The sequence below is a fragment of the Amycolatopsis keratiniphila subsp. keratiniphila genome, assembly GCF_001620365.2.
Taxonomy (GTDB): domain Bacteria; phylum Actinomycetota; class Actinomycetes; order Mycobacteriales; family Pseudonocardiaceae; genus Amycolatopsis; species Amycolatopsis keratiniphila.
The window spans coordinates 84,208-102,705 of record NZ_LQMT02000034.1; the positions used below are offsets into that span (position 1 = coordinate 84,208).

The 18,498-nt window shown below is 70.2% G+C and carries 14 protein-coding genes; 4 read left to right on the top strand and 10 right to left on the bottom strand.

Annotated features, from left to right (window positions below):
• The first annotated feature begins 118 nt into the window (after nucleotides 1-118).
• The 3 genes from AVR91_RS32420 to AVR91_RS32430 are packed head-to-tail and all read left to right on the top strand — an operon-like array spanning nucleotide 119 to nucleotide 3,533.
• Entirely contained in the window at nucleotides 119-712 is a 594-nt protein-coding gene (locus AVR91_RS32420; RefSeq protein ID WP_063274594.1) for a PadR family transcriptional regulator, read from the top strand.
• Nucleotides 709-2,346 carry a DHA2 family efflux MFS transporter permease subunit gene (locus tag AVR91_RS32425; protein ID WP_063274574.1) on the top strand — a complete coding sequence of 546 codons (1,638 nt, stop codon included), beginning with the start codon at nucleotides 709-711 and terminating at the stop codon, nucleotides 2,344-2,346. The genes AVR91_RS32420 and AVR91_RS32425 overlap by 4 nt, the downstream gene beginning before the upstream one ends.
• Nucleotides 2,343-3,533: a cytochrome P450 gene (locus AVR91_RS32430; RefSeq protein WP_063274575.1), complete on the top strand. Its 1,191-nt coding sequence runs from the start codon at nucleotides 2,343-2,345 to the stop codon at nucleotides 3,531-3,533. The genes AVR91_RS32425 and AVR91_RS32430 overlap by 4 nt, the downstream gene beginning before the upstream one ends.
• A 9-nt stretch (nucleotides 3,534-3,542) precedes the next feature.
• Here AVR91_RS32430 and AVR91_RS32435 read toward each other — a convergent pair whose 3' ends face one another.
• The 9 genes from AVR91_RS32435 to AVR91_RS32475 form a co-directional block, all read right to left on the bottom strand.
• Complete coding sequence (locus AVR91_RS32435) at nucleotides 3,543-4,742, bottom strand: cytochrome P450 (protein ID WP_063274576.1); 1,200 nt, start codon at nucleotides 4,740-4,742, stop codon at nucleotides 3,543-3,545.
• The gene (locus AVR91_RS32440) at nucleotides 4,739-6,184 is read right to left on the bottom strand and encodes a prenyltransferase/squalene oxidase repeat-containing protein (protein ID WP_063274577.1); all 1,446 of its coding nucleotides are present in this window, start codon (nucleotides 6,182-6,184) and stop codon (nucleotides 4,739-4,741) included. The genes AVR91_RS32435 and AVR91_RS32440 overlap by 4 nt, the downstream gene beginning before the upstream one ends.
• Entirely contained in the window at nucleotides 6,181-6,996 is an 816-nt protein-coding gene (locus AVR91_RS32445; protein WP_063274578.1) for a hypothetical protein, read from the bottom strand. Before AVR91_RS32445 ends, AVR91_RS32440 begins: the two co-directional genes overlap by 4 nt.
• Complete coding sequence (locus AVR91_RS32450) at nucleotides 6,993-7,859, bottom strand: class I SAM-dependent methyltransferase (protein ID WP_063274579.1); 867 nt, start codon at nucleotides 7,857-7,859, stop codon at nucleotides 6,993-6,995. The genes AVR91_RS32445 and AVR91_RS32450 overlap by 4 nt, the downstream gene beginning before the upstream one ends.
• A complete protein-coding gene (locus AVR91_RS32455; protein ID WP_228709404.1) occupies nucleotides 7,853-9,100 on the bottom strand; it encodes a cytochrome P450 in 1,248 nt (415 codons plus the stop codon). Before AVR91_RS32455 ends, AVR91_RS32450 begins: the two co-directional genes overlap by 7 nt.
• 321 nt (nucleotides 9,101-9,421) lie before the next feature.
• Nucleotides 9,422-12,115 carry a helix-turn-helix transcriptional regulator gene (locus AVR91_RS32460; RefSeq protein ID WP_063274580.1) on the bottom strand — a complete coding sequence of 898 codons (2,694 nt, stop codon included), beginning with the start codon at nucleotides 12,113-12,115 and terminating at the stop codon, nucleotides 9,422-9,424.
• A gap of 298 nt (nucleotides 12,116-12,413) precedes the next feature.
• Nucleotides 12,414-13,055, bottom strand: a complete 642-nt coding sequence (locus AVR91_RS32465; protein WP_063274581.1) for an FMN-binding negative transcriptional regulator — start codon at nucleotides 13,053-13,055, stop codon at nucleotides 12,414-12,416.
• Nucleotides 13,055-14,584, bottom strand: a complete 1,530-nt coding sequence (locus tag AVR91_RS32470; RefSeq protein ID WP_323807903.1) for an FAD-dependent oxidoreductase — start codon at nucleotides 14,582-14,584, stop codon at nucleotides 13,055-13,057. Before AVR91_RS32470 ends, AVR91_RS32465 begins: the two co-directional genes overlap by 1 nt.
• A gap of 130 nt (nucleotides 14,585-14,714) precedes the next feature.
• Nucleotides 14,715-16,856 carry a HelD family protein gene (locus tag AVR91_RS32475; RefSeq protein WP_083737805.1) on the bottom strand — a complete coding sequence of 714 codons (2,142 nt, stop codon included), beginning with the start codon at nucleotides 16,854-16,856 and terminating at the stop codon, nucleotides 14,715-14,717.
• A gap of 78 nt (nucleotides 16,857-16,934) precedes the next feature.
• Here AVR91_RS32475 and AVR91_RS32480 point away from each other — a divergent pair, with 78 nt between their 5' ends.
• The gene (locus AVR91_RS32480) at nucleotides 16,935-17,510 is read left to right on the top strand and encodes a PadR family transcriptional regulator (protein ID WP_063274583.1); all 576 of its coding nucleotides are present in this window, start codon (nucleotides 16,935-16,937) and stop codon (nucleotides 17,508-17,510) included.
• Between the two features lie 127 nt (nucleotides 17,511-17,637).
• Here the strand turns inward: AVR91_RS32480 and AVR91_RS32485 are convergent, their stop codons facing one another.
• Nucleotides 17,638-18,459: a glycoside hydrolase family 16 protein gene (locus AVR91_RS32485; RefSeq protein WP_063274584.1), complete on the bottom strand. Its 822-nt coding sequence runs from the start codon at nucleotides 18,457-18,459 to the stop codon at nucleotides 17,638-17,640.
• Nucleotides 18,460-18,498: the final 39 nt, after the last annotated feature.

Sequence of the window (18,498 nt, forward strand, 5' to 3'; positions counted from 1 at the left end):
ACGGCGAGGCACCCCTAACGTGCCCTTACCGCGGCCGTCTTCGCCCCGGTGACCGACCTCCCCGGGGGCAAATAGTCTTTTTGGACTATACTGATCGGACTCGATCGGAGAAGTGTCCATGCGAACCCTCACCATCCTCGGGCTGGCCGTGCTGCGACTGCTCAGCCAGCGACCCCAGCACCCCTACGAAGTCCGGCAGCGCCTGCGAGAACAAGGACTCGATCACTTGATCAAAGTCACCCACGGCGCGCTCTACCACACATTCGACGTGCTCACGAAGGCCGCGCTGATCGAAATGGTCGAGACCACCCGGGAGGGCAAGCGCCCGGAACGGACGGTCTACGCGATCACCGACGAAGGGCGCGAGGTCGCCCTCGAACGGCTGCGGGAACTGCTTTCCACGCTCCAGCCGGAGTACCCGACCTACTGTGCCGCGCTCGCCTTCATGTCACTGCTCTCCAAGGAGGACGCGGTCGCACAGCTGGAGCAGCGGGCCGTGCTCCTGGAGGCGTCGCTGGCGTCGGCGACGACGGGGAGCGACGCGCTCGTCAAACGCGGCGTGGCGGCGATCGACATCGTCGAGATCCGGCACCTGCAAGCACATCTGCGCGCCGACCTGGACCTGACGCGCGCGATCGTCGAGGACATCCACGAGGGACGCCTGGACTGGCGGACCGGCGAACAGTCAACCGAAGAGAAAGCGGACGGATGAGCAAACTGCGGGGGAATCCCTGGGCCGTACTGGTGGCCCTCTGTCTCGGGTTCTTCATGACCCTGCTCGACACGACGGTCGTCGGCGTCGCGATCCCGAACATCGTCGAGCGGCTGGGCACCTCCTACAACGAGGTGCTCTGGGTCAGCAACTCCTATGTCCTGGTGCTGGCGGTCTTCCTGATCACCGGCGGCAGGCTCGGCGACCTGTTCGGCAAACGCGGCGTCTACCTCGCCGGGGTCGCGGTGTTCACACTGGCGTCCCTGCTGTGCTCGCTGGCGCAGGATCCCGGCCAGCTCATCGCGGCGCGCACACTGCAGGGCCTCGGCGCCGCTTTGCTGATCCCACAGACGATGTCGATCATCATGAGCGTCTTCCCGCCGGAGCGGCGCGGTGCCGCACTGGGCGTCTGGGGCGCGGTGGCCGGCGTCGCCACCATCACCGGGCCGCCACTGGGCGGCCTCCTCGTCGGCGCCCTCGACTGGCGCTGGATCTTCACCATCAACGTGCCGCTGGGCATCCTGATCCTGGTGTTCGCGCCGATGATCATCCCGGCGGGGGCCAAGCCGCCGAGGACCGGCCGGTTCGACGTGCCCGGCGCGGTGCTGGTGATCCTCGGCCTGTCCTGCCTGGCTTTCGGCCTGCAGGAAGGGCAGCGCTACAACTGGGGGACGATCTGGTCGTTCGTGAGCATCCCGCTGCTGCTGATACTGGGCGTGGCGCTGCTGATCGCGTTCGGCTTCACCCAGCGCAGGCCCGGCACGCGCACGCCCATGGTGCCGTTCGCGCTGCTGACCAACCGCAACTTCAGCCTGATGAACGCCAGTGCCATCGGCTTGTCGGTCGGCATCATGAGCATGGCGATCGGCTTCCAGCTCTACGCTCAGTCGGTGCTGGGCTTCTCGGCGCTGGCCGCGGGCATGATCAGCCTGCCGATGTCGGCGATCTCCGTGGTGCTCGGCCCGTACGCGGGCAGGCTCAGCGACAAGGTGGGCGGCAAGCCGATCGTGGTCACCGGCCTGCTGCTGTTCGGCATCGGCCTGCTGATCTTCTCCCTCACGTCCACTGTGGACAGTACGGTGTGGACACTGCTGCCCGCGATGATCGTGATGGGTCTGGGGCTCGGCGCGACGTTCGCACCGCTGACCACGGTGGCCATGTACGACGTGCAGCCGATGATGGCGGGCTCGGCGGCAGGCGTGCTGAACGCGACGCGGCAGATCGGCGCGGTGCTCGGCACCGCCGGTTTCGGTGTGCTGCTGCAGAACCAGCTCGTCGGCAACCTGGTGACGCGCGCCGAGTCGGTGGCCGCGACGCTGCCTCCCGAGGTGCGCGGGGAATTCGTCGACGGCGTGCGGCGTGCCACCGGCAGTGGCCTCGACTTCGCCGATCTGCAGGCGGGCACGGCGGTGCCGGCCCCGAGCGGGGCCGCCCCGGCGGTCGCCCAGCAGATCTCGGCGGCGGCGAACGAGGTGTTCTCCGGCGGTTACGTCGCGGCCATGCACGGCGCGATGGTCCTGCCGATCGCCGCCGTGCTCCTCGGCGCGGTCTGCGGTCTGCTGGCCAAACGCAGGCAGCCACCGGCGCCTGCCGCGCCGTCGGCCAAGGAACAGTCCGTGGCGTCCAAGGCATGACCGAGCCCGTCGACGGGCCGCTGCGGCTGCCCCAGCCGAGGACCTGTCCGTACGGTCCGCCGACGGCGTATCGCGAACTGCACGCCCGGCGGCCCGTCTCGCGGGTCACCCTGCCCAACGGCGATTCCGGTTGGCTGGTCACGGGTTTCGCCGAAACCCGTGACCTGCTCGCGGACCGGCGGGTCTCGGCGGACCGGACCAGACCGGGTTTCCCCGCGCTGCTCCCCTCCCCCGCCGAGGGCACGCCGCTGCGGACGCTCGCCGGGATGGACGACCCGGAGCACCACCGCTTCCGCCGGATGGTGACCTCCTGGTTCACCGTCCGGCGCGTACGGGAGATGCGCCCGGCGCTGCGGCGGCTGGCGGGCTCGCTCGTGGACGACATGGCGGACGGGGCCCGGTCCGCAGACCTCGTGGCCGCCTACTGCCTGCCCCTGCCGTCGATGGTGATCTGCGAGATGCTCGGGGTGCCCTACACCGACCACGAGTTCTTCCAGCACCGCACCCGCACGATGATCACCGCCGACGACCAGGCCGAAGTGGTGCGGGCCGCGACGGAATTGATCGGCTATCTCGGCGAGCTTGCCGAGGCGAAGGCCGATCGCCCCGGCCAGGATCTGATCAGTCGTCTGCTGGCCGAGCAGGTGTCGCCCGGCCGGATGACCAGGGCACAGCTGGTCAACATGATGGTGCTGCTGCTCGGAGCCGGGCACGAGACGCTGTCGAGCAGCATCGCGCTCGGCGCCGCCCTGCTGGCCGGTGACGCGGAACGGCTGGCCGCGCTCCGCACCACACCGGAGGCCGCGGTGGAAGCGCTCGTGCGGCACACGTCCGTGACCGACACGGTCGTCAACCGGATGGCGACCGCCGACATCGACGTCGCCGGCGTCCGGATCCGGGCCGGGGACGCGCTGATCTTCTCCACCGCGGTCGCCAATCGCGACCACCGCGAGCATCCCGACCCGGACCGGCTCGACCTGAGCGACGGCCACCGGAGGCACGTCGCCTTCGGGTTCGGGGTGCACCAGTGCCTCGGGCAGAACCTGGCCCGTCAGGAGCTCGAAGTGGCTCTGACGGTGCTTTTCGAGCGGTTGCCGGAATTGCGGGTGGCCGTCCCGGCGGCCGAACTGCCGATCAAATCGTCGCCTTTGGTCAACGGGCTCAAGGCTTTGCCGGTGCGGTGGTGAACGACGCCGTCACCACCGCACCGGCAGCTCCCGCAGACCGCGGACCACACGATCGGTATGCCAGTGCAGTTCTCCGGGCGGCACGGCCAGCCGAAGGCCGGGTACCCGCTCCAGCAGCGCGGTCAGCGCCACCACGAGTTCCATCCGGGCCAGTTGCGCGCCCAGGCAGAAATGCGGGCCGTGACCGAAGGCGAGATGCGGCTGCCCCACCCGGTCCAGCCGTAGCTCGTCGGTGTCGTCGTACACCGCCTCGTCACGATTGGCCGAATCCAGATCGACCAGCACCGCTTCACCAGCGCGGATGGTGACACCGCCGAGCGGCACGTCTTCGGTGGCCACCCTGGTGAACCCGGCGCTGGTCGCGATCGGGGTGAAGCGCAACATCTCCTCGACCGCGCCCGGCAGCCTGGTGAGGTCTTCGCGCAGCCAAGCCATCCGCTCGGGACGGCTGAGCAGGTGCCAGGCGAAGTTGCCGATCTGGTTGGTCGTCGTCTCCAGGCCGGCCAGCAGCAGGGTCACGCTGATCCCGACCAGTTCCTGCTCGCTGAGCCGATCCCCCTCGTCGCGCGCGGCGACCAGGACGCTGAGCAGGTCGTCGCGCGGTTCCCGGCGGCGCTCGGCGACCAGGCCGGTCAGATAGCTGTCCAGTTCGCCGATCGTGGCGAGGATCTCGGCGGGCGCCAGCCCGGCGCCGCTGACCATGATTTCGGCCCAGCCGAAGAACTTCTCCTCGTCGGTGGCGGGCAGTCCGAGCAGATCCGACATCAACGCGCTCGGCAACGGCTTGGCCAGATCACGCACTAGGTCGGCGGGTTGCCCCGCGTCCAGCATGCGATCCACCAGCCCTTCGGCCAACCGCACCGCGCGGGGGCGCAGCGCCTCGATGCCACGCGGGCTGAACGCGGGGGCGACCAGCCGCCGCAACCTCGTGTGTTCCGGCGGATCCATGGTCAGGATGGTGGTCTTCGTCATCACCCGCGGGGTCACCCTCGGCACGTCGGCACCGACCAGCGCGGCCCGGCTGAACCGGCGGTCGGACAGCACGGTCTTCACCTCGTGGTGCCCGACCACGAGCCATCCTTCGCCGCCGTACGGCAGCGTGACCCGGCTGACCGGGGCCTCTCGACGCAGCGCGGCGGACCGCGGGTCGGTTTCGAGCCGCTCCGCCTGCTGGAACGGATACGGGCAAGCGCCGCTCTTCCCGCTCACCGCCGGCCCGCCTTCGTGGCGGCCAGCACCGCGGCGCGGATCAGGTTCACCGGCGCGTACAGGTCTTTGCCGACCCACAACGGCGGATGGGGATCCGTCGTACCGGTGCGTTCGAGGTGAGCGACCCCGCCCGCGATCGCGTCCTGGTGGTCTCCGGGAACCGAGGCCAGCAGCAGCACGGCGTACGCGGTCTCCTCGGCCGTGCCTCCGCGTACCCCCCACGAACCGTCCGCGTGCTGTCCCGCCCGCACCATCGCCACGGCCCGGTCGAGCGGTTCACCGATACCGGCGGCGGACAGCGCGGCTCCGCAGGAAAACGTCGCGTAGTAAGGAGAAACATGCCAGCGGTCGTGCCAGGCGCCGTCGGGCCGCTGGTTCTCCTCCAGGTAACGGGCGACACGCGCCACGGCGTCGGCGTAGCGATCGGCGTCCGGCGGGTCCTGCCGCCGGTACCGGTCGAGCACTTCGAGCACGCGGGCGTTGCTGATCACCGACGGCGCGCCGACCGGCACGGTGGTGAGGAAATGCGTGTCCCGGTCGTACTCCCACAAGCATTGTGGCTCGGCCATCTCGCCGGTGCGATCGGCCTCGGCGAGCAGCAGCAGCGCCGCGGATTCGGAGTCGGCCGCCGCTCCCGGCGCGGAGGGCGCGCCCGTCCGGCCGACGTCGCCGGGCAGACCGGCCAGCAGTGGCGCGATGGCCTCCGGTTCCTCGCCTGCCGCGGCCAGCACCCGATAGGACCACGCGCGCTCGAAGTACGTCATGGAGGTCAGCCCGGCGACCGGACCGTCCAAAAGGGACTGGGTGCGCACGAGGAAATCCGCGGACGCGTCGCCCGGCTCCGGGGCCTCGGGGCCGAGCCAGGCCGCGGTCGCCGCGGCCGAGCAGCCGATCACGCCGTTCACCGGGGTCACCGCGGCCGAGCCCACGGCGGCGGGCCCGACGATCTCCAGATAGAAGGCCGACACCGGATTCCGCCAGCCGTCGGTGCGCAGCGCGGTCAGCGCCGCTGGGTCGAGACTCTCGGGCAGGACGAGGCGTTCGTGACCGAGGCGCGCGTTGATGTCCGCGACCAGCGCGGGCACGATCAGGAAGGGGATCAGCGTCTCCGGCAGGCCGTCGCGTTCCACCTCGGCCAGCAGGCGGGTGGCGGCGGCCAGCCCCTCATCGACGACGGCGCCGCTCTGGCCGGCGGCGAGCAAGGCCTCCACCGCGCTGAGCGTCGGGACCAGCGCGACCGTGCCCGGCCCGCTCCACGCCCCGTCCGGTTGCTGCGCGGAGCGCAGGAATTCGATCCGCCGGTCGTGCCCGGCCAGCCACGGCGCCAGCGAGACCAGCCGCCCCGTCTCGTACACCGAGGGGTACAGACCACCGCCGGGATCGGCGACGAGGTCCGCGACCACCTGGCCGGTGGTGTCGTGCAGCGCGTCGATGCCGGTCACCGTGCCACCCTCCCCTTCGCGAGTACCTCGGTGGCGGCGTCCGCGACCGCCGTCGTGCGCAGCAGATCGGCGTGCTCGACGTCGAAGCGCAGCTCGCGGTCGGTGAGTTCCGCCCGTGCGACGGGGTCGAGCGGATTCAGGCCGCTGGTCGGTGTGGCCGAGCTGAACACGTACGCCCCGGCCCAGCGCTTCCGGTGATCCGCCTGCGACGCCGCGGTGAGGTAGCGGACGAACGAGCGGTAAGTGCCGGTGAGCTCGTCGACGTATTCGTCCTCCAGGCCCGCTTCGGCGCACGCGGCCCGCGCGGCGCCGACGAAGATCCGGACGAGCGCCGCGCCCACCTGCTCGACGCCGTCGGCCTCGGCCATGGCCCGGTCGCCGTCCGCGACGGCGGCCGCGGTCCGTTCCGCGCCGAGCACCGCCGCCAGGCTCTCCACCACCTTGCGGTACTGGTAGTACATGGTCAGCGGTGTCGGCGATTCGGGATCGAACAGCAGCAGCGGCACCGCCCGGCCGTCACGCTCGGACAGCCGGGCGGCGAGCTCTCCCGCGAACGCGGCACCCGCGCAGTAGCCGAGCACGGCCTCGACGGGCCGGTCGGGGATCTCCGCGACCCAGCCGTCCACGTAGTCGGCGAGATCGAAGCCGTCCTCCGCGCCGAGTGGCGGCTGCACCGTCTCCCACACCGGGTGCCCGACGGCGAGATCGCCGAACGCGGCCTCCGGGCGGCCGGTGGCCGCGTAGTCCACCGCGAGCACGATCGGCCCGCCGGGATCGGGGCCGAGGCTCCGCCATGACGGCATCGTGGTCATTTCGCTCCTCCGGTCGCGGGCAGCCGCCCGAGGTAGTGGAAGACGGGGTACACCGCGGTCACCGGCCCGTCCCCGGCGTGCGCGGTCAGCTCGGCGGCCAGTTCCGCGGCCACCTCCTCGCGCCGGGCGGCCGGCACCAGTTCCCAGTACACGCGCAAGCCGTTGGACCAGGTCCAGTCGATCAGCGCCTGCGCGGTCGGCGCCGTGAGCACCACGTCGTGGCGTTGTTCGGAGACCTCGGTGAACCCGGCTGCGCGCAGGGCGTCGCAGATCCGGCCGGGCCTGCCGAACGGGTACTCGCCGTAGAGCGCGGCCACTCGGGGATGCGCCGCGGCGAGCGCCGCCGGATCGGCCGCGGCGATGATCCGGTCGACCCGCAGCGCGCCAAGGTCCCATTCGGACAGGGCCGGCGGCGGCACCGGCCCGGTCATCCCGATCCCGCCGCCTGGCCGCAGCAGCCGCGCGTAATTCACCGCGGTGGCGAACGGATCCGGGAAATGCGCGGCGCTCATGCTCGCCGTGATCAGATCGAACGACGCGGCGGGCAGCTCGGGGGCGATGCCGTCGAGCACCTGGACCTCGACGTGGTCGAGGGCCCGCGCCGCCACGTCGGCGGCGGTCGCGGTGACCATCGCCTCCGCGATGTCGATCCCGAGTACGTACCCTTCCGGGCCGACGGCGGCCGCGGCCGGGAAGAGCACCGCGCCCCGGCCGCATCCCACGTCGAGCACGTGCTCCCCCGGCCTCGGGCCGAGCAGTTCGAGCAGCTTGTGCGCGATCGGGCCGAAGAACTCGACGCCGGTGTTGTCGTACTGCCCGGCCAGTTCGTCGAACACGATGGTGCGCTCCGTCGACTTCACCACGCGACCGGCACCTCGTGGACGCCGTAGATGTTCGCGCCGACCTTGTAGCGCAGGTCGTCCACCGGTGCGGTCACGCGCAGGCCGGGCAGCCGCTGGAACAGCGTGCCGAACACGACCTCCAGCTCCAGCCTGGCCAGATGCAGCCCGATGCACTGATGGGCACCGTGCCCGAAGGCCAGGTGACCGCGGGCCTTGCGCCGGATGTCCAGCCGCTCCGGCTCGTCGAAGACCGACGGATCCCAGTTGGCCGCCCCGGCCAGCGCGATCACGCCTTCACCGGCGGGGATCGTCACGCCGCCGATCTCGATGTCTTCGAGGGCGACGCGGGAACCGGCCGGGTCGGAGACGCTGAAGTAGCGCAGCAGCTCGTCGACCGCGCTTCCGGCCAGGCCCGGGTCTTCGATCAGCAGCTCCAGCTGGTCGGGGTTCTCCAGCAGCCCCAGGGTGCCCATCGAGATCATGTTGGCGGTGGTCTCGAACCCGGAGATGAGCAGGAACGCCGCCACGCCGACGATCTCGTCGTGGCCGAGCACGCCCAGCTCGACGTTGCGCCGCACGATCCGGCCCAGCACGTCGTCCGCCGGGTCGGCCTCCTTGGCCTTGATCAGCCCGTCGAGTTTGCCGAGCACGTCGAGGTTGGCCTGCAGACGCTGCTCGACCGTGCTGGACTGGTCCACCATCGTGGTCGTCCGGTCGAGGAAGTACTGCCTGTCCTCCTGGGGGACGTCCAGCAGTTCGCAGATGACGCGGGACGGCACCGGCAGCGCGAGCGCCGACATCAGTTCGGCCGGGCTGCCCTCCGCCACCATCTCGTCCAGCACGTCGTCGACGATCTCCTGGATCCGCGGCCGGAACGCCTGTACCCGCCGCACCGTGAATTCCGGGACGACCAGCCTTTTGCGCTCGGCGTGTTCGGGGCCGTCGACCCCGAACGCCCGCCCGATGACGGCGGACCCCTTCTTCATCTGCTCGGTCTGCTGCGCCGCGGTCTGCACCCGGCGGAACTGATGCGGGAATCCGCCGAGGAAACGGTTGGCACTGACCCGCGGATCGGTCAGGATCTCTTTGACCAGCTCGTGACTGGCGACCAGCCAGACCGGTTTTCCCGACGGAAGAACCGCTCGGCTGACCGGCCGCCGCGTGCTCATGTCCGCGTATTCCGCGGGCGGGTGCAACGGGCAACCCCGGGCCATCGGATACGCGGGGAATTCCGCCGGATCGACGTTATCGGTCGTGCTCACGAGGCAAGGCCCCCAATTCCGGGAACGAAAGGTGGCAAATTTCCGTACGAGATGTCGAAGCACTGCGGTCGCGGCGCGACACGGCCGTTACCGGAAACGATTATGTCGCCGCCACCGCGTCACCGTCACCATTCCGGCCGCCCCTAGACGACCCCTACCCGACTCCTATCGGCCCTGCGGTGACGCGGGCGGAGCGGGTCATTCGGACGAAGGGAGCTTTCCCCGCATCGCATGCGGGGAAAGCTCCCTTCGCGTCACTTGAACGCCCGATATCGGCGGATTTCAGCGCCCGAACCTCCGGCGCAGGCCACCAGCCGGCTCCTATCGGCCCTGCGGCGATGCGGCGGAACGGGCATAGGCCTCCACCCGGCTCTGCAGATCGCGCCGGGTGGAAGGCCCCGCCTGTGTCGGCAGGCCGAGGTCGGCGGGCAGATCACTCCGGCTCACGTTGAGCTTGCGGTAGACACGGGTGAGGTGCTGTTCGACCGTGCTGATCGTGACGTGCAGGCTGCGGGCGATCTCCCGGTTGGTGTTGCCCCAGGAAGCCAATTCGGCCACGAGCCGCTCGGCGTCGCTGAGCGATTCCAGTCCCTGTTCGGCACCCGTGGCTCCGGCGCGGGCGGGCCGTTGCTGTCCGGTGAGCCCGGAGACCAAGGGCTCGGCACGGCACAACGTGGCCAGGTGCAGCGCCCGGCGGGTGACCATCCGTGCCCGGCGGCCGTCCCCGGAGGCGCGGTGGGCGTCGCCCAGCACGGCCAGCGCCTTGGCCAGTTCCAACCGGTCCTGCGCCGCTTCCAGATGCTCGACCGCCACCGCGGCGGTCCGCGCGCGGCTCCGGTCTCCCCGATCCGTGTTGCTCGCCCGGATACGGGCTTCGACCCCGCGCAGCTTGCCGCAGTCACCGCCGGGCAGGCTCGCCTGCTCGTCCAGCAGCCGCACCACTTCCCCGCCCTCGCCGAGTTGCAAGTGGACCTCGGCGGCGTCGGACCGCCATGGCAGCAGGACCGGGCTGTCCAGCCCCCATTCGGCCATCAGCGAACCGATCGACCGGAAGTCGCCGAGCGCGGCACGGAAACCCCCGGTGTGGAGGTAGTAGTAGCCGCGCGCACGCAGGTATCGCAGGCCCCACACGGTGCGGAACATCGCGGCGGGCACCGGCCTGCCGAGTTCGGCGGCCGCGTCCTCGAACCGGCCCATCCCCACCAGCGCGGCGACGAGCACGCCCAGCGGGCCGCCGATGGCGGTGCCCCAGCCTTCCGCGGGCAGGACTTCGAGCGCCCGCCGGGCGTGCGTCTCCGCCGCGGGCAGATCGCCCGCGGTCAACGCGATATGCGCGCGGGAACCCAGCAGTGTCGCCTCCAACGACAGGATCCCGCGCCGCTCCGCCTCTTCGAGCAGCTGATCACACCAATGCGCGGCGCTGCCCAGCTCGTCGGCGTAGACCAGGGACAGCAGCGCGAACAGGCACGGTTCGAGCGGCATCCGGCGCAGGGCGCAGACTTCCAGCAGGCGCAACGCCTCGCGCACCAGGTCTTCGCTCGGGCCGTTGACGATCACGGCACGCAGGACGTGCATCGAATGCAGCAGCGCGTCGCTGGCCCTGGTCACCACGTCGTTGCGGGCCTGCTCGGGATCGACGGAGGCGAGGTGGCCGGTCATCCCCGGATGGGTGATCGCGATGTGCAGCGAGAGGGTCTGCACATCCGCGGCGTCGTCCGGGGCGAACTTGTCCTCGTTCGTGGCCAGCCAGTCGAGGATCGGGCCGGCCTCGTCGTACCAGCCGTGCCAGAGGAGCTGCCCGGCCAGCATGATCGCCTCGCGGGCGGTGAATCCGCCGTTTTCGACGGCCTCGACGGCACCGCCGAGCCAGCGCGGCACGGTCGCCGGATCGAGCAGCCAGCCCAGCGAGATCGCGCGGGCGTCCACACCGGACGACTCGCGGCCGGGACGGGGATGGGCCGCCAGGTGCAGGTATCGGCGCGCCAGCTCGACATCGCCTTCGTCCAGGCAGCGTGCCGCGGCGTCGAACAACGCGGTGACCCCCCATTCGTCCGGCGCGCAGCCCGCTGCCAACAAGAGCGCCGCGACCTCGCCGTCGTCCGCGCCGCGCGAGCGCAGCGCGGAAGCCGTGCGGACACGCAGATCGGTGGCGCGGCCGGCACCGACCACGGACCGCACGGCGGCGGCCAGCCCCGGCGACCGGAACGCGGGAACGTCCCCGTCGGCGAACAGTCCGATACCGCCCAGGGCGCGCACGAGCGCGGGCAGCGAGGCCTCGTCGACGCCCAGGACGGTGGCGAGCACGGCCGGATCCGTCGTGTCGCCGAGCACGGCGACGCACTCCGCGAGCTCGGCCGCCTGCGGCGCGATCCGGCCGAGGCAGACCGACACCACCTCGCGGAAGGCGTGGCCCGGTGCCACCGGCAGCCGGTCCTCCGCGTCCACCGCGAGCAGGTCTTCCACGAGAGCGCGCACCAGCAGCGGGTTTCCGGCGGTCATGGCGTACACCTCGTCGACGAGCCCGGGGTCGCCGGGGCCGTCCAGGTGGCCGGACAACACTTCCAGCACCCCGGACGGCGTCAGCGCCGGCAGTCTGATCGACCGGAAACCGGGCAGCCGCAACAGTTCCGCGTACATCGCGGCCCAGGACGGCGTGGCCTCGACATCACCGGCCAGCACGACCAGCACACCGAGGGCGCTCAACCGCGCCGCGGCGGCGGGCAGTTCCACCGGCGCGGCGCCCACCCGGTGCAGGTCGTCCACGAACACGGCCAGCGGCCCCTGCGCGACCAGTTCGGTGAGCGCCGCCATCGGGTCGGCGCCTCGATGCCCCGCCGCGGCGGCGACCTCGGCCGTCAGATTCCAGTGCCGCGTACCGCTCGACGCGGCCGTGACCGTGACACAACGCACTCCGCCCTCGGCGGCCAGCCGGGCGAATTCCGCCAGCAGCACGGTCTTCCCGCTGCCGATGGAACCGCGCACCGTCACGACACCGCCGAGGCCGGCCTTCACCATCCCTTCCAAGGTCGTCAATTGCCGATTACGTTCGACCAGCGCAACCACAAAGACCCCCACGGCACATTTATTTTGCACAGCGGAGTCAGACCGGCTTAATCGCCGGCCAAGAGACCCCAGGCACACCCCAGTCATCGGGAAATGCGATCCAGTCCCGATGCTTCGTGTTGATCACGATACCAGAGGAGTAGCCGGGATGTCAGGTTACACAGAGCAGTCTCGCTTATCACCCATTTGAGCTATTGATATGCGGCAGTCGATTCACGCCCGTCGACTAAAGCGTCCGTGTTTACCCCATTCATGAATATTTGGGAAACGGGTTGTGCTTTTCCAGTGCTTCTGCCATGCGCACCGAACTCTCGGTGCCCCGTGCCCGAAATGCCTTCGCTTGGGCGGCCATGTCCCGTGGTGTCTTGTTCTGCCCCAGCTTGAAGATGCCGTCGATCCGGCCGATGAAGATCTCGAAGCCCTGGATGAGTTGCAGATACTCGTCGAAAAGCTCCGAGGACTGACGAGGCAGCACGAACGGTTCTTTGGGAGCCAAACGAGCCTCCTGATCGGCGATCAGGTCGGTCAGCTGACGCACCGTCCTCGCGTCGTCGAGCAGCCGTGGCCGCCCCTTCACGTGCACCGCCGCGTAAGCCCAGGTGGGGAAATGCGGTTGGCTTTCGTAGTGGTCGGGCGAGATGTACGAACTCGGACCGGTGAAAGCGACCAGCACCTCGACGTTCTCGGACAACGCTTTCGCGATGGGATTGCCCCGTGACAGGTGACCACGCAGCTTGCCGTACGGCCAGGAGTCCCGGTCGAGTACGAACGGGAGATGCACGGCGGCGGGCGAACCGAACATGGAGAGCGTGAGCAGACCGAACGGGTACTCCTCGATGAGGTCGTGCTGCGCCTCCAGATCGGGGGCGCGGAAGTACTCGGGCCGGTACATCAGTCCTCCACCAGTGCGAAACCGTCCAGTGCGGACAGATAGCCGAGTACCGCCTGCGCGTCGTCCGCGGGCGCGATGAGACCGATGTAGCCGTCCGGCCGCACCAGGACGAGCCGGTCGTCCGGCGCGGCGTACGCCTCGGGATGTTCGGTCAGGAGGACGGTCCGCACGTCGCCGGGCTGCCGGTCGGCCACGGTGGCGAGCGCCGGCGCGGTGCTCGCGCCGACACCCACCAGGGTGAAATGCGGGCCGCGGAAGACGTCGAACAGCGTGCTCGCCCCCGGGCACGGCGAATCGGGCGCCCGGTCACCCGCGCGGAGCGCACCGCCGTCGACGAGGTCGCGGCTGAGCGGGCCTTCGCGGTAGTTCAGGCCGAGCTGCAAGGACTCCTCGGTCAGCCCCTTTTCGGCGCCGCCCTTGCCTGCCAGCATGGCCTCGAAGATCAGGTCGCCCGCGTCACAGGCGGTCTTGAGCGTCCACTCGGCGATGGGCACCCGCTCGCGCTCGTAGGTGTCGAGCAGCCCGTCGTCGGCACCATCGAGGACCCTGGCCAGCTTCCAGCTCAGGTTGTACGCGTCCTGCACTCCGGTGTTCGCGCCCAGCGCGGCCGTGACCGGGTGCACGTGGGCCGCGTCCCCGGCCAGGAAGACACGATCCACGCGCAGGGTGTCGACCATCCGCACGTTCCGCTTCATGGTCGACATCCAGGTCGGGTTGCCGAGCCGGATCGGCATCCCGGTGATCCGGTCCACCGCGGACTGCAACGCCTCGAGTGAAGGACCCATCGGCGTGCCGTCGGCGTCCATCGGCGGCGACGCCTGGATCTGCCAGGTGCCGGTGTCCGCGAGCGGGCACAGCAGGAGGATGCCGCGCTCCATGTCGTACCACTGGTACCAGGCGTCCGGCTCCAGCCCGTCGACCTCGACGTCCCCGACGAGCAGCTTGCGGTCCTCCTCGGTGAACCCGCGGAACTCCAGCCCGAGCGCCTTGCGCACGGTGCTCGCCCCGCCGTCGCATCCGACCAGGTAGTCGGCGGTGACCTCTTCGGATCCTTCCGCCGAGCCGAGCGTCGCCTTCACCCCTTCGGGGCCCTGCTCGAACCGCAGCAGTTCGACCCCGGACTCGACCGTGTGCCCGGTTTCCGCGAGGCGATCCCGGAGGATCCCCTCGACCAGTGACTGGCGGACGAACAGCAGCCGCCGGTACGGCGCGTCCGGCCGCGGATCGTTGGCCTCGTACGGGACGGCTTCACTGACGATCCGATCGCGGTGGTACCGCCGGAACGGCAACCGGGTGGTGCCCACCCGCATGACCTGGTCGACGATGCCGAAGTCGTCGAACACTTCCTGGGTTCGGGGCTGGATCCCGGCTTTGCCGCGGGACGCGGTGGTGAACTTCGCGTCCCGGTCGATGATGCGCACCGGGACACCTCGCCGAGCGAGGTCGTAGGCCAGTGTGAGACCGGTGGGACCGGCGCCCACGACAAGAACATTGACAGAATTCATTGTTATTCCACATCCAGAATTCATGAGATCTCGCCGACAAGGAGAATCGCCTCAACGATTCACTCACGTTAACCAGCCGCTGAATCCTCCCCCACCCCTAGCCGACCCTTACGGTCGTCCCCGGAACCCGCACCACCGCGGATTCCACTGTGGCCTAATGGATTTCGGCCAGCACTCGTTCGCCGTCGAGAGCCGCCGGGAGCGGCTGGGCGTGCACGACGTGAAGCCTGCTCACCGCACGGGTCAGTGCCACGTACAACCGCTGGAGCCCGCGGGGTTCCGCGTCGACGATGCGGCTCGGTTCGACGACCAGGACCGTGTCGTATTCAAGACCTTTCGCCAGGGTCACCGGGGCGAGTGTCACGCGTTCCGCCTCCAGGACATCCCCGCCGAGGACCGTGTGCGTGATGCCTTCGGCGGTCAAGATCGCATGCAGTTCCGGAATCTCTTCGTCGGCGGCGATGAGGCAAACGGAACCTTCCCGCGACAGCGCGGTTTCGCACGCTTCGACGAGCGTTTCGGTCCGCCTGTCCGCGCTCGTCCGGGTCACGTGCAGCGCGTCCGCGCTGTGCCGGAAGGAGGTCGGGCCCGTCAGATCCGGGGCGATATGCGGCAGGAGACGGGCCGCGTAGTCCAGCACCTCGGCGGGCACGCGATAGCCGCGGTCGAGGACTTCGATCCGCCCGCCGGGACGGTCGAGATGGGCGAGCACCTCCGACCAGTCGCGCACCGCCGAGGGGCTCGTCGCCTGTGCCAGGTCTCCCAGCACCGTGCAGGCACCCGCGACCCGGCGGGAGATCGCCCGGAAATGCATCGGGCTGAGATCCTGGGCCTCGTCGATCACGATATGCCCCAGCCGGACCGGCCGATCGACCAGGCCCGCGGCTTCGTCGAGCAGGGCGAGGTCGAGCGTCGACCAGACCATCGCCTTGACACTGCGCGGACGCGGGCTGAGCAAGATCGTCCGCTGGTGTTCCGGCGACAGGACGCCGTCGGCCGCGGCGGCCAGCCGGTCCGGATCCGTGAGGAGGTCGAAGACCAGGCGCGCGGGGTCGATGGCAGGCCACATCCCGCGGACTGCCTGGCCGATCGCCCTGTTGCGGCAAAGCTGGGTCAGCGTGGTCCCCGCGCGGCCGACCCGTTCCATCTGCCGCAGCACGCGGTGCGCCAGGCGCTGGACGAGCAGTTCGCGGCCGGCGCCGTAGCCGGTCCGCCTGCTGAGCACGTCCTCGAGCTCGTCGGCCTGCTCCTCGACGGACACCCGCCAGGTGCGGTGCTGGTGTTTGAGCTCCAGCGGCTCCGTCGGCCGGGTGATCTGCGACCACAGGTGGCGCCGGAGCACCTCCGCCATCTCCAGGCCGCCCTTGATATGCGCCGCGGCCGGGTCGTCGACGCGGCCGACCGTGCGGCCCGCGCCGGTGAGGTCGTCGATGGTGACCTGGGAGACCTCGATCTCGCCCAGGGCGGGCAGGACGTTGCGGATGTAGGCGAGGAACGAGCTGTTGGGGCCGATGACGGCGACGCCGCCTTCCTTGCGCAGCCTGTCCCGCTCGGCGAACAGCAGATAAGCCAGGCGATGCAGGCCCACCGCGGTCTTGCCGGTGCCCGGCGCGCCCTGGATGCAGAGCGTCTGATCGACGGCGGCGCGGACCAGGCGCATCTGCTCGGGCTGGATCGTGGCCACGATGTCGCGCATCGGCCCCTGGCGGGGGCGCTCGATCTCCGCCGCCAGCAGGCCGCCCCCGTCGCCGGAGCGGACCTCGCCGGTGAGCGGTTCGTCCTCGTAGGCGGTGAGCACCCCGTTCTGGTCGAAGCCGTACCGGCGGCGGACACGCACGCCCATCGAGTCACCGGAGGACGCTTCGTAGAACGCGCGCGAAAGCATCGCGCGCCAGTCGATCACGATGGGCTCGCCGTCTTCGTCGCGGACACCGCGACGGCCGACGTAGACGAGGTCGCTGTCCTCGGTGCGCGTGTGGGAGTCACCGCCGCGGACCGAGTCGGCCTTGATGTCGAAGACGTCGCCCGCCGGGTAGTCGAGGCGGCCGAAGAACAGCGGCACGTCGTCGAAGCCGGACAGGTCCTTGACCACCTGCTTGCGGAACTCGCGCAGCGCGTGGTTGAAGTACTTGTCCGTGACGGCGTCGCCCTCGGCCGCGCCGCTGTCGAGCATCGCGGTGACCTCGCCGCGCATGCGGGTCAGCTTCGCGCGGCAATGCTCCATGAAATCGCGCTCGACGCGGATCTCCGCGTCTTCCTGGTGTCCGGTGGGGAGCTTCACGTCCCGCGCAGCCATGTCCGTCGCCCCCTGAAGCCGTCCGAGCAAAATAGTACAATCAGACTATACTTGCCGGACCAAGTCACGGGAGCAGGAGTGCGGACTCTCACTGCGCTGGGCCTCACGGTGCTGCGCCTGCTCACCGATCGGCCGCAGCACGCCTACGAGCTGCGGCAGCGGATGCGCGAACAGGGGCTGGACCAGATCGTCAAGGTCACGCACGGCGCGCTGTACAACACGGTGGACACCCTGGCGAAGGCCGGGCTGATCGAGCCGGTCGAGACGATTCGGAACGGCAGGCGCCCCGAACGGACCGTCTACTCGATCACCGCGCCGGGCCGCGAACTCGCCCGCGAACGGTTGCGCGAGCTGCTGGTCACCCTCACCCCGGAGTACCCCGTCTACTGCGCCGCACTGGCGTTCATGTCCCTGCTGACAGCGGAGGACGCCGCGAGCAGGCTCGAACATCGATGCGTACTGCTCGAAGGCAGGCTCGCGGCGTCGCAGGCCGAGTACGACGCGCTGACCGGACGCGATGTGCCGCGCGTGGCCTTGGTGGAGATGCGGCACCTGCGGGCCCATCTGCGGGCGGATCTCGACCTCACGCGGGCCCTGGTCGACGAGATCCACAGTGGGCGGCTGGAGCTGAGCGGTTCCGCCGCCGTGCGGTGAAGGCTTTGGCGGGAGTCGTGGCTCAGGTCGCCCGGTTGATGCCGACTTGACCGATCACCCAAGTGCGTGAAGGCCCCCTTCACTGCGCTGGACGCAGTGAAGGGGGCCTTCACGTACTTGGGCCGGGTCAGGCGGGCGGCGCCACCTCCGCGACGGTTACGCGGTCGACGAGCATCGTCGTCGGGAAGGCGGCGGGGTCGGGTTCCCCGGGCATGACCGGACCGCCGGGGCTGCCGACCACCACGAGCAGGCCGACGAAGACCTCCTGGTTGAACAGCCAGCCCTTCGGCGTGGTGTCGGCCGGGGTGAGCCGCAGGTACTCGCGGCCGTCGAGGTACCAGGTGATCGAGTCCGGGTCACGGGTCCACACGACGGAGTAGGTGTGGAAGTCCTCGCTCAGCGGCCGCCCGTCCGGCGTGGCGGTGGCGGTGCCCATCCCCAGTGACGGCAGCTGGTGGCACTCCGGCGAGTGCACGACGCCGTACACGTTGGCGGGCTCGGAGTTGACCACTTCGAAGATGTCCAGCTCGCCGGAGAGGTACCAGCCCTGCAGCGGCTCGGTCTCCCCGAGGTGACGCATCCGGTTCGCCCACGCGAACATCGCGCAGTCGAGGCCCAGTCCCGGAGCGGTCTTGACCACGGCCTCGATCTTGAGCGCGCCGCCCGGCGCCGGGACGAAGTCCTCGCGCACCGTCTCGATCCAGGCCGAGACGTAGCCGTCCTCTTCGCTGTGCGTGGCCGTCATCCGCAGGTGGCCTTCGCCGTCCAGGCTCAGGTGGCCGGTGTCGTCCGCGTAGGACTCGATCCCCGCCGCCCACGGTTTGCCGGTGATCACCTTCCAGCGGTCGCGGTCGAGCGGCGCGCCCCGCGGGCCGTCGAAGTCGTCCTGCCACAGGACCTTCCAGTCCGTCGAGGTGGGCTGCGGACCGGGCGAGTTCAGCGTGTCCATGATTCCTCTTCCTTCTTACGGGGTGGCCAGCTCGGCACG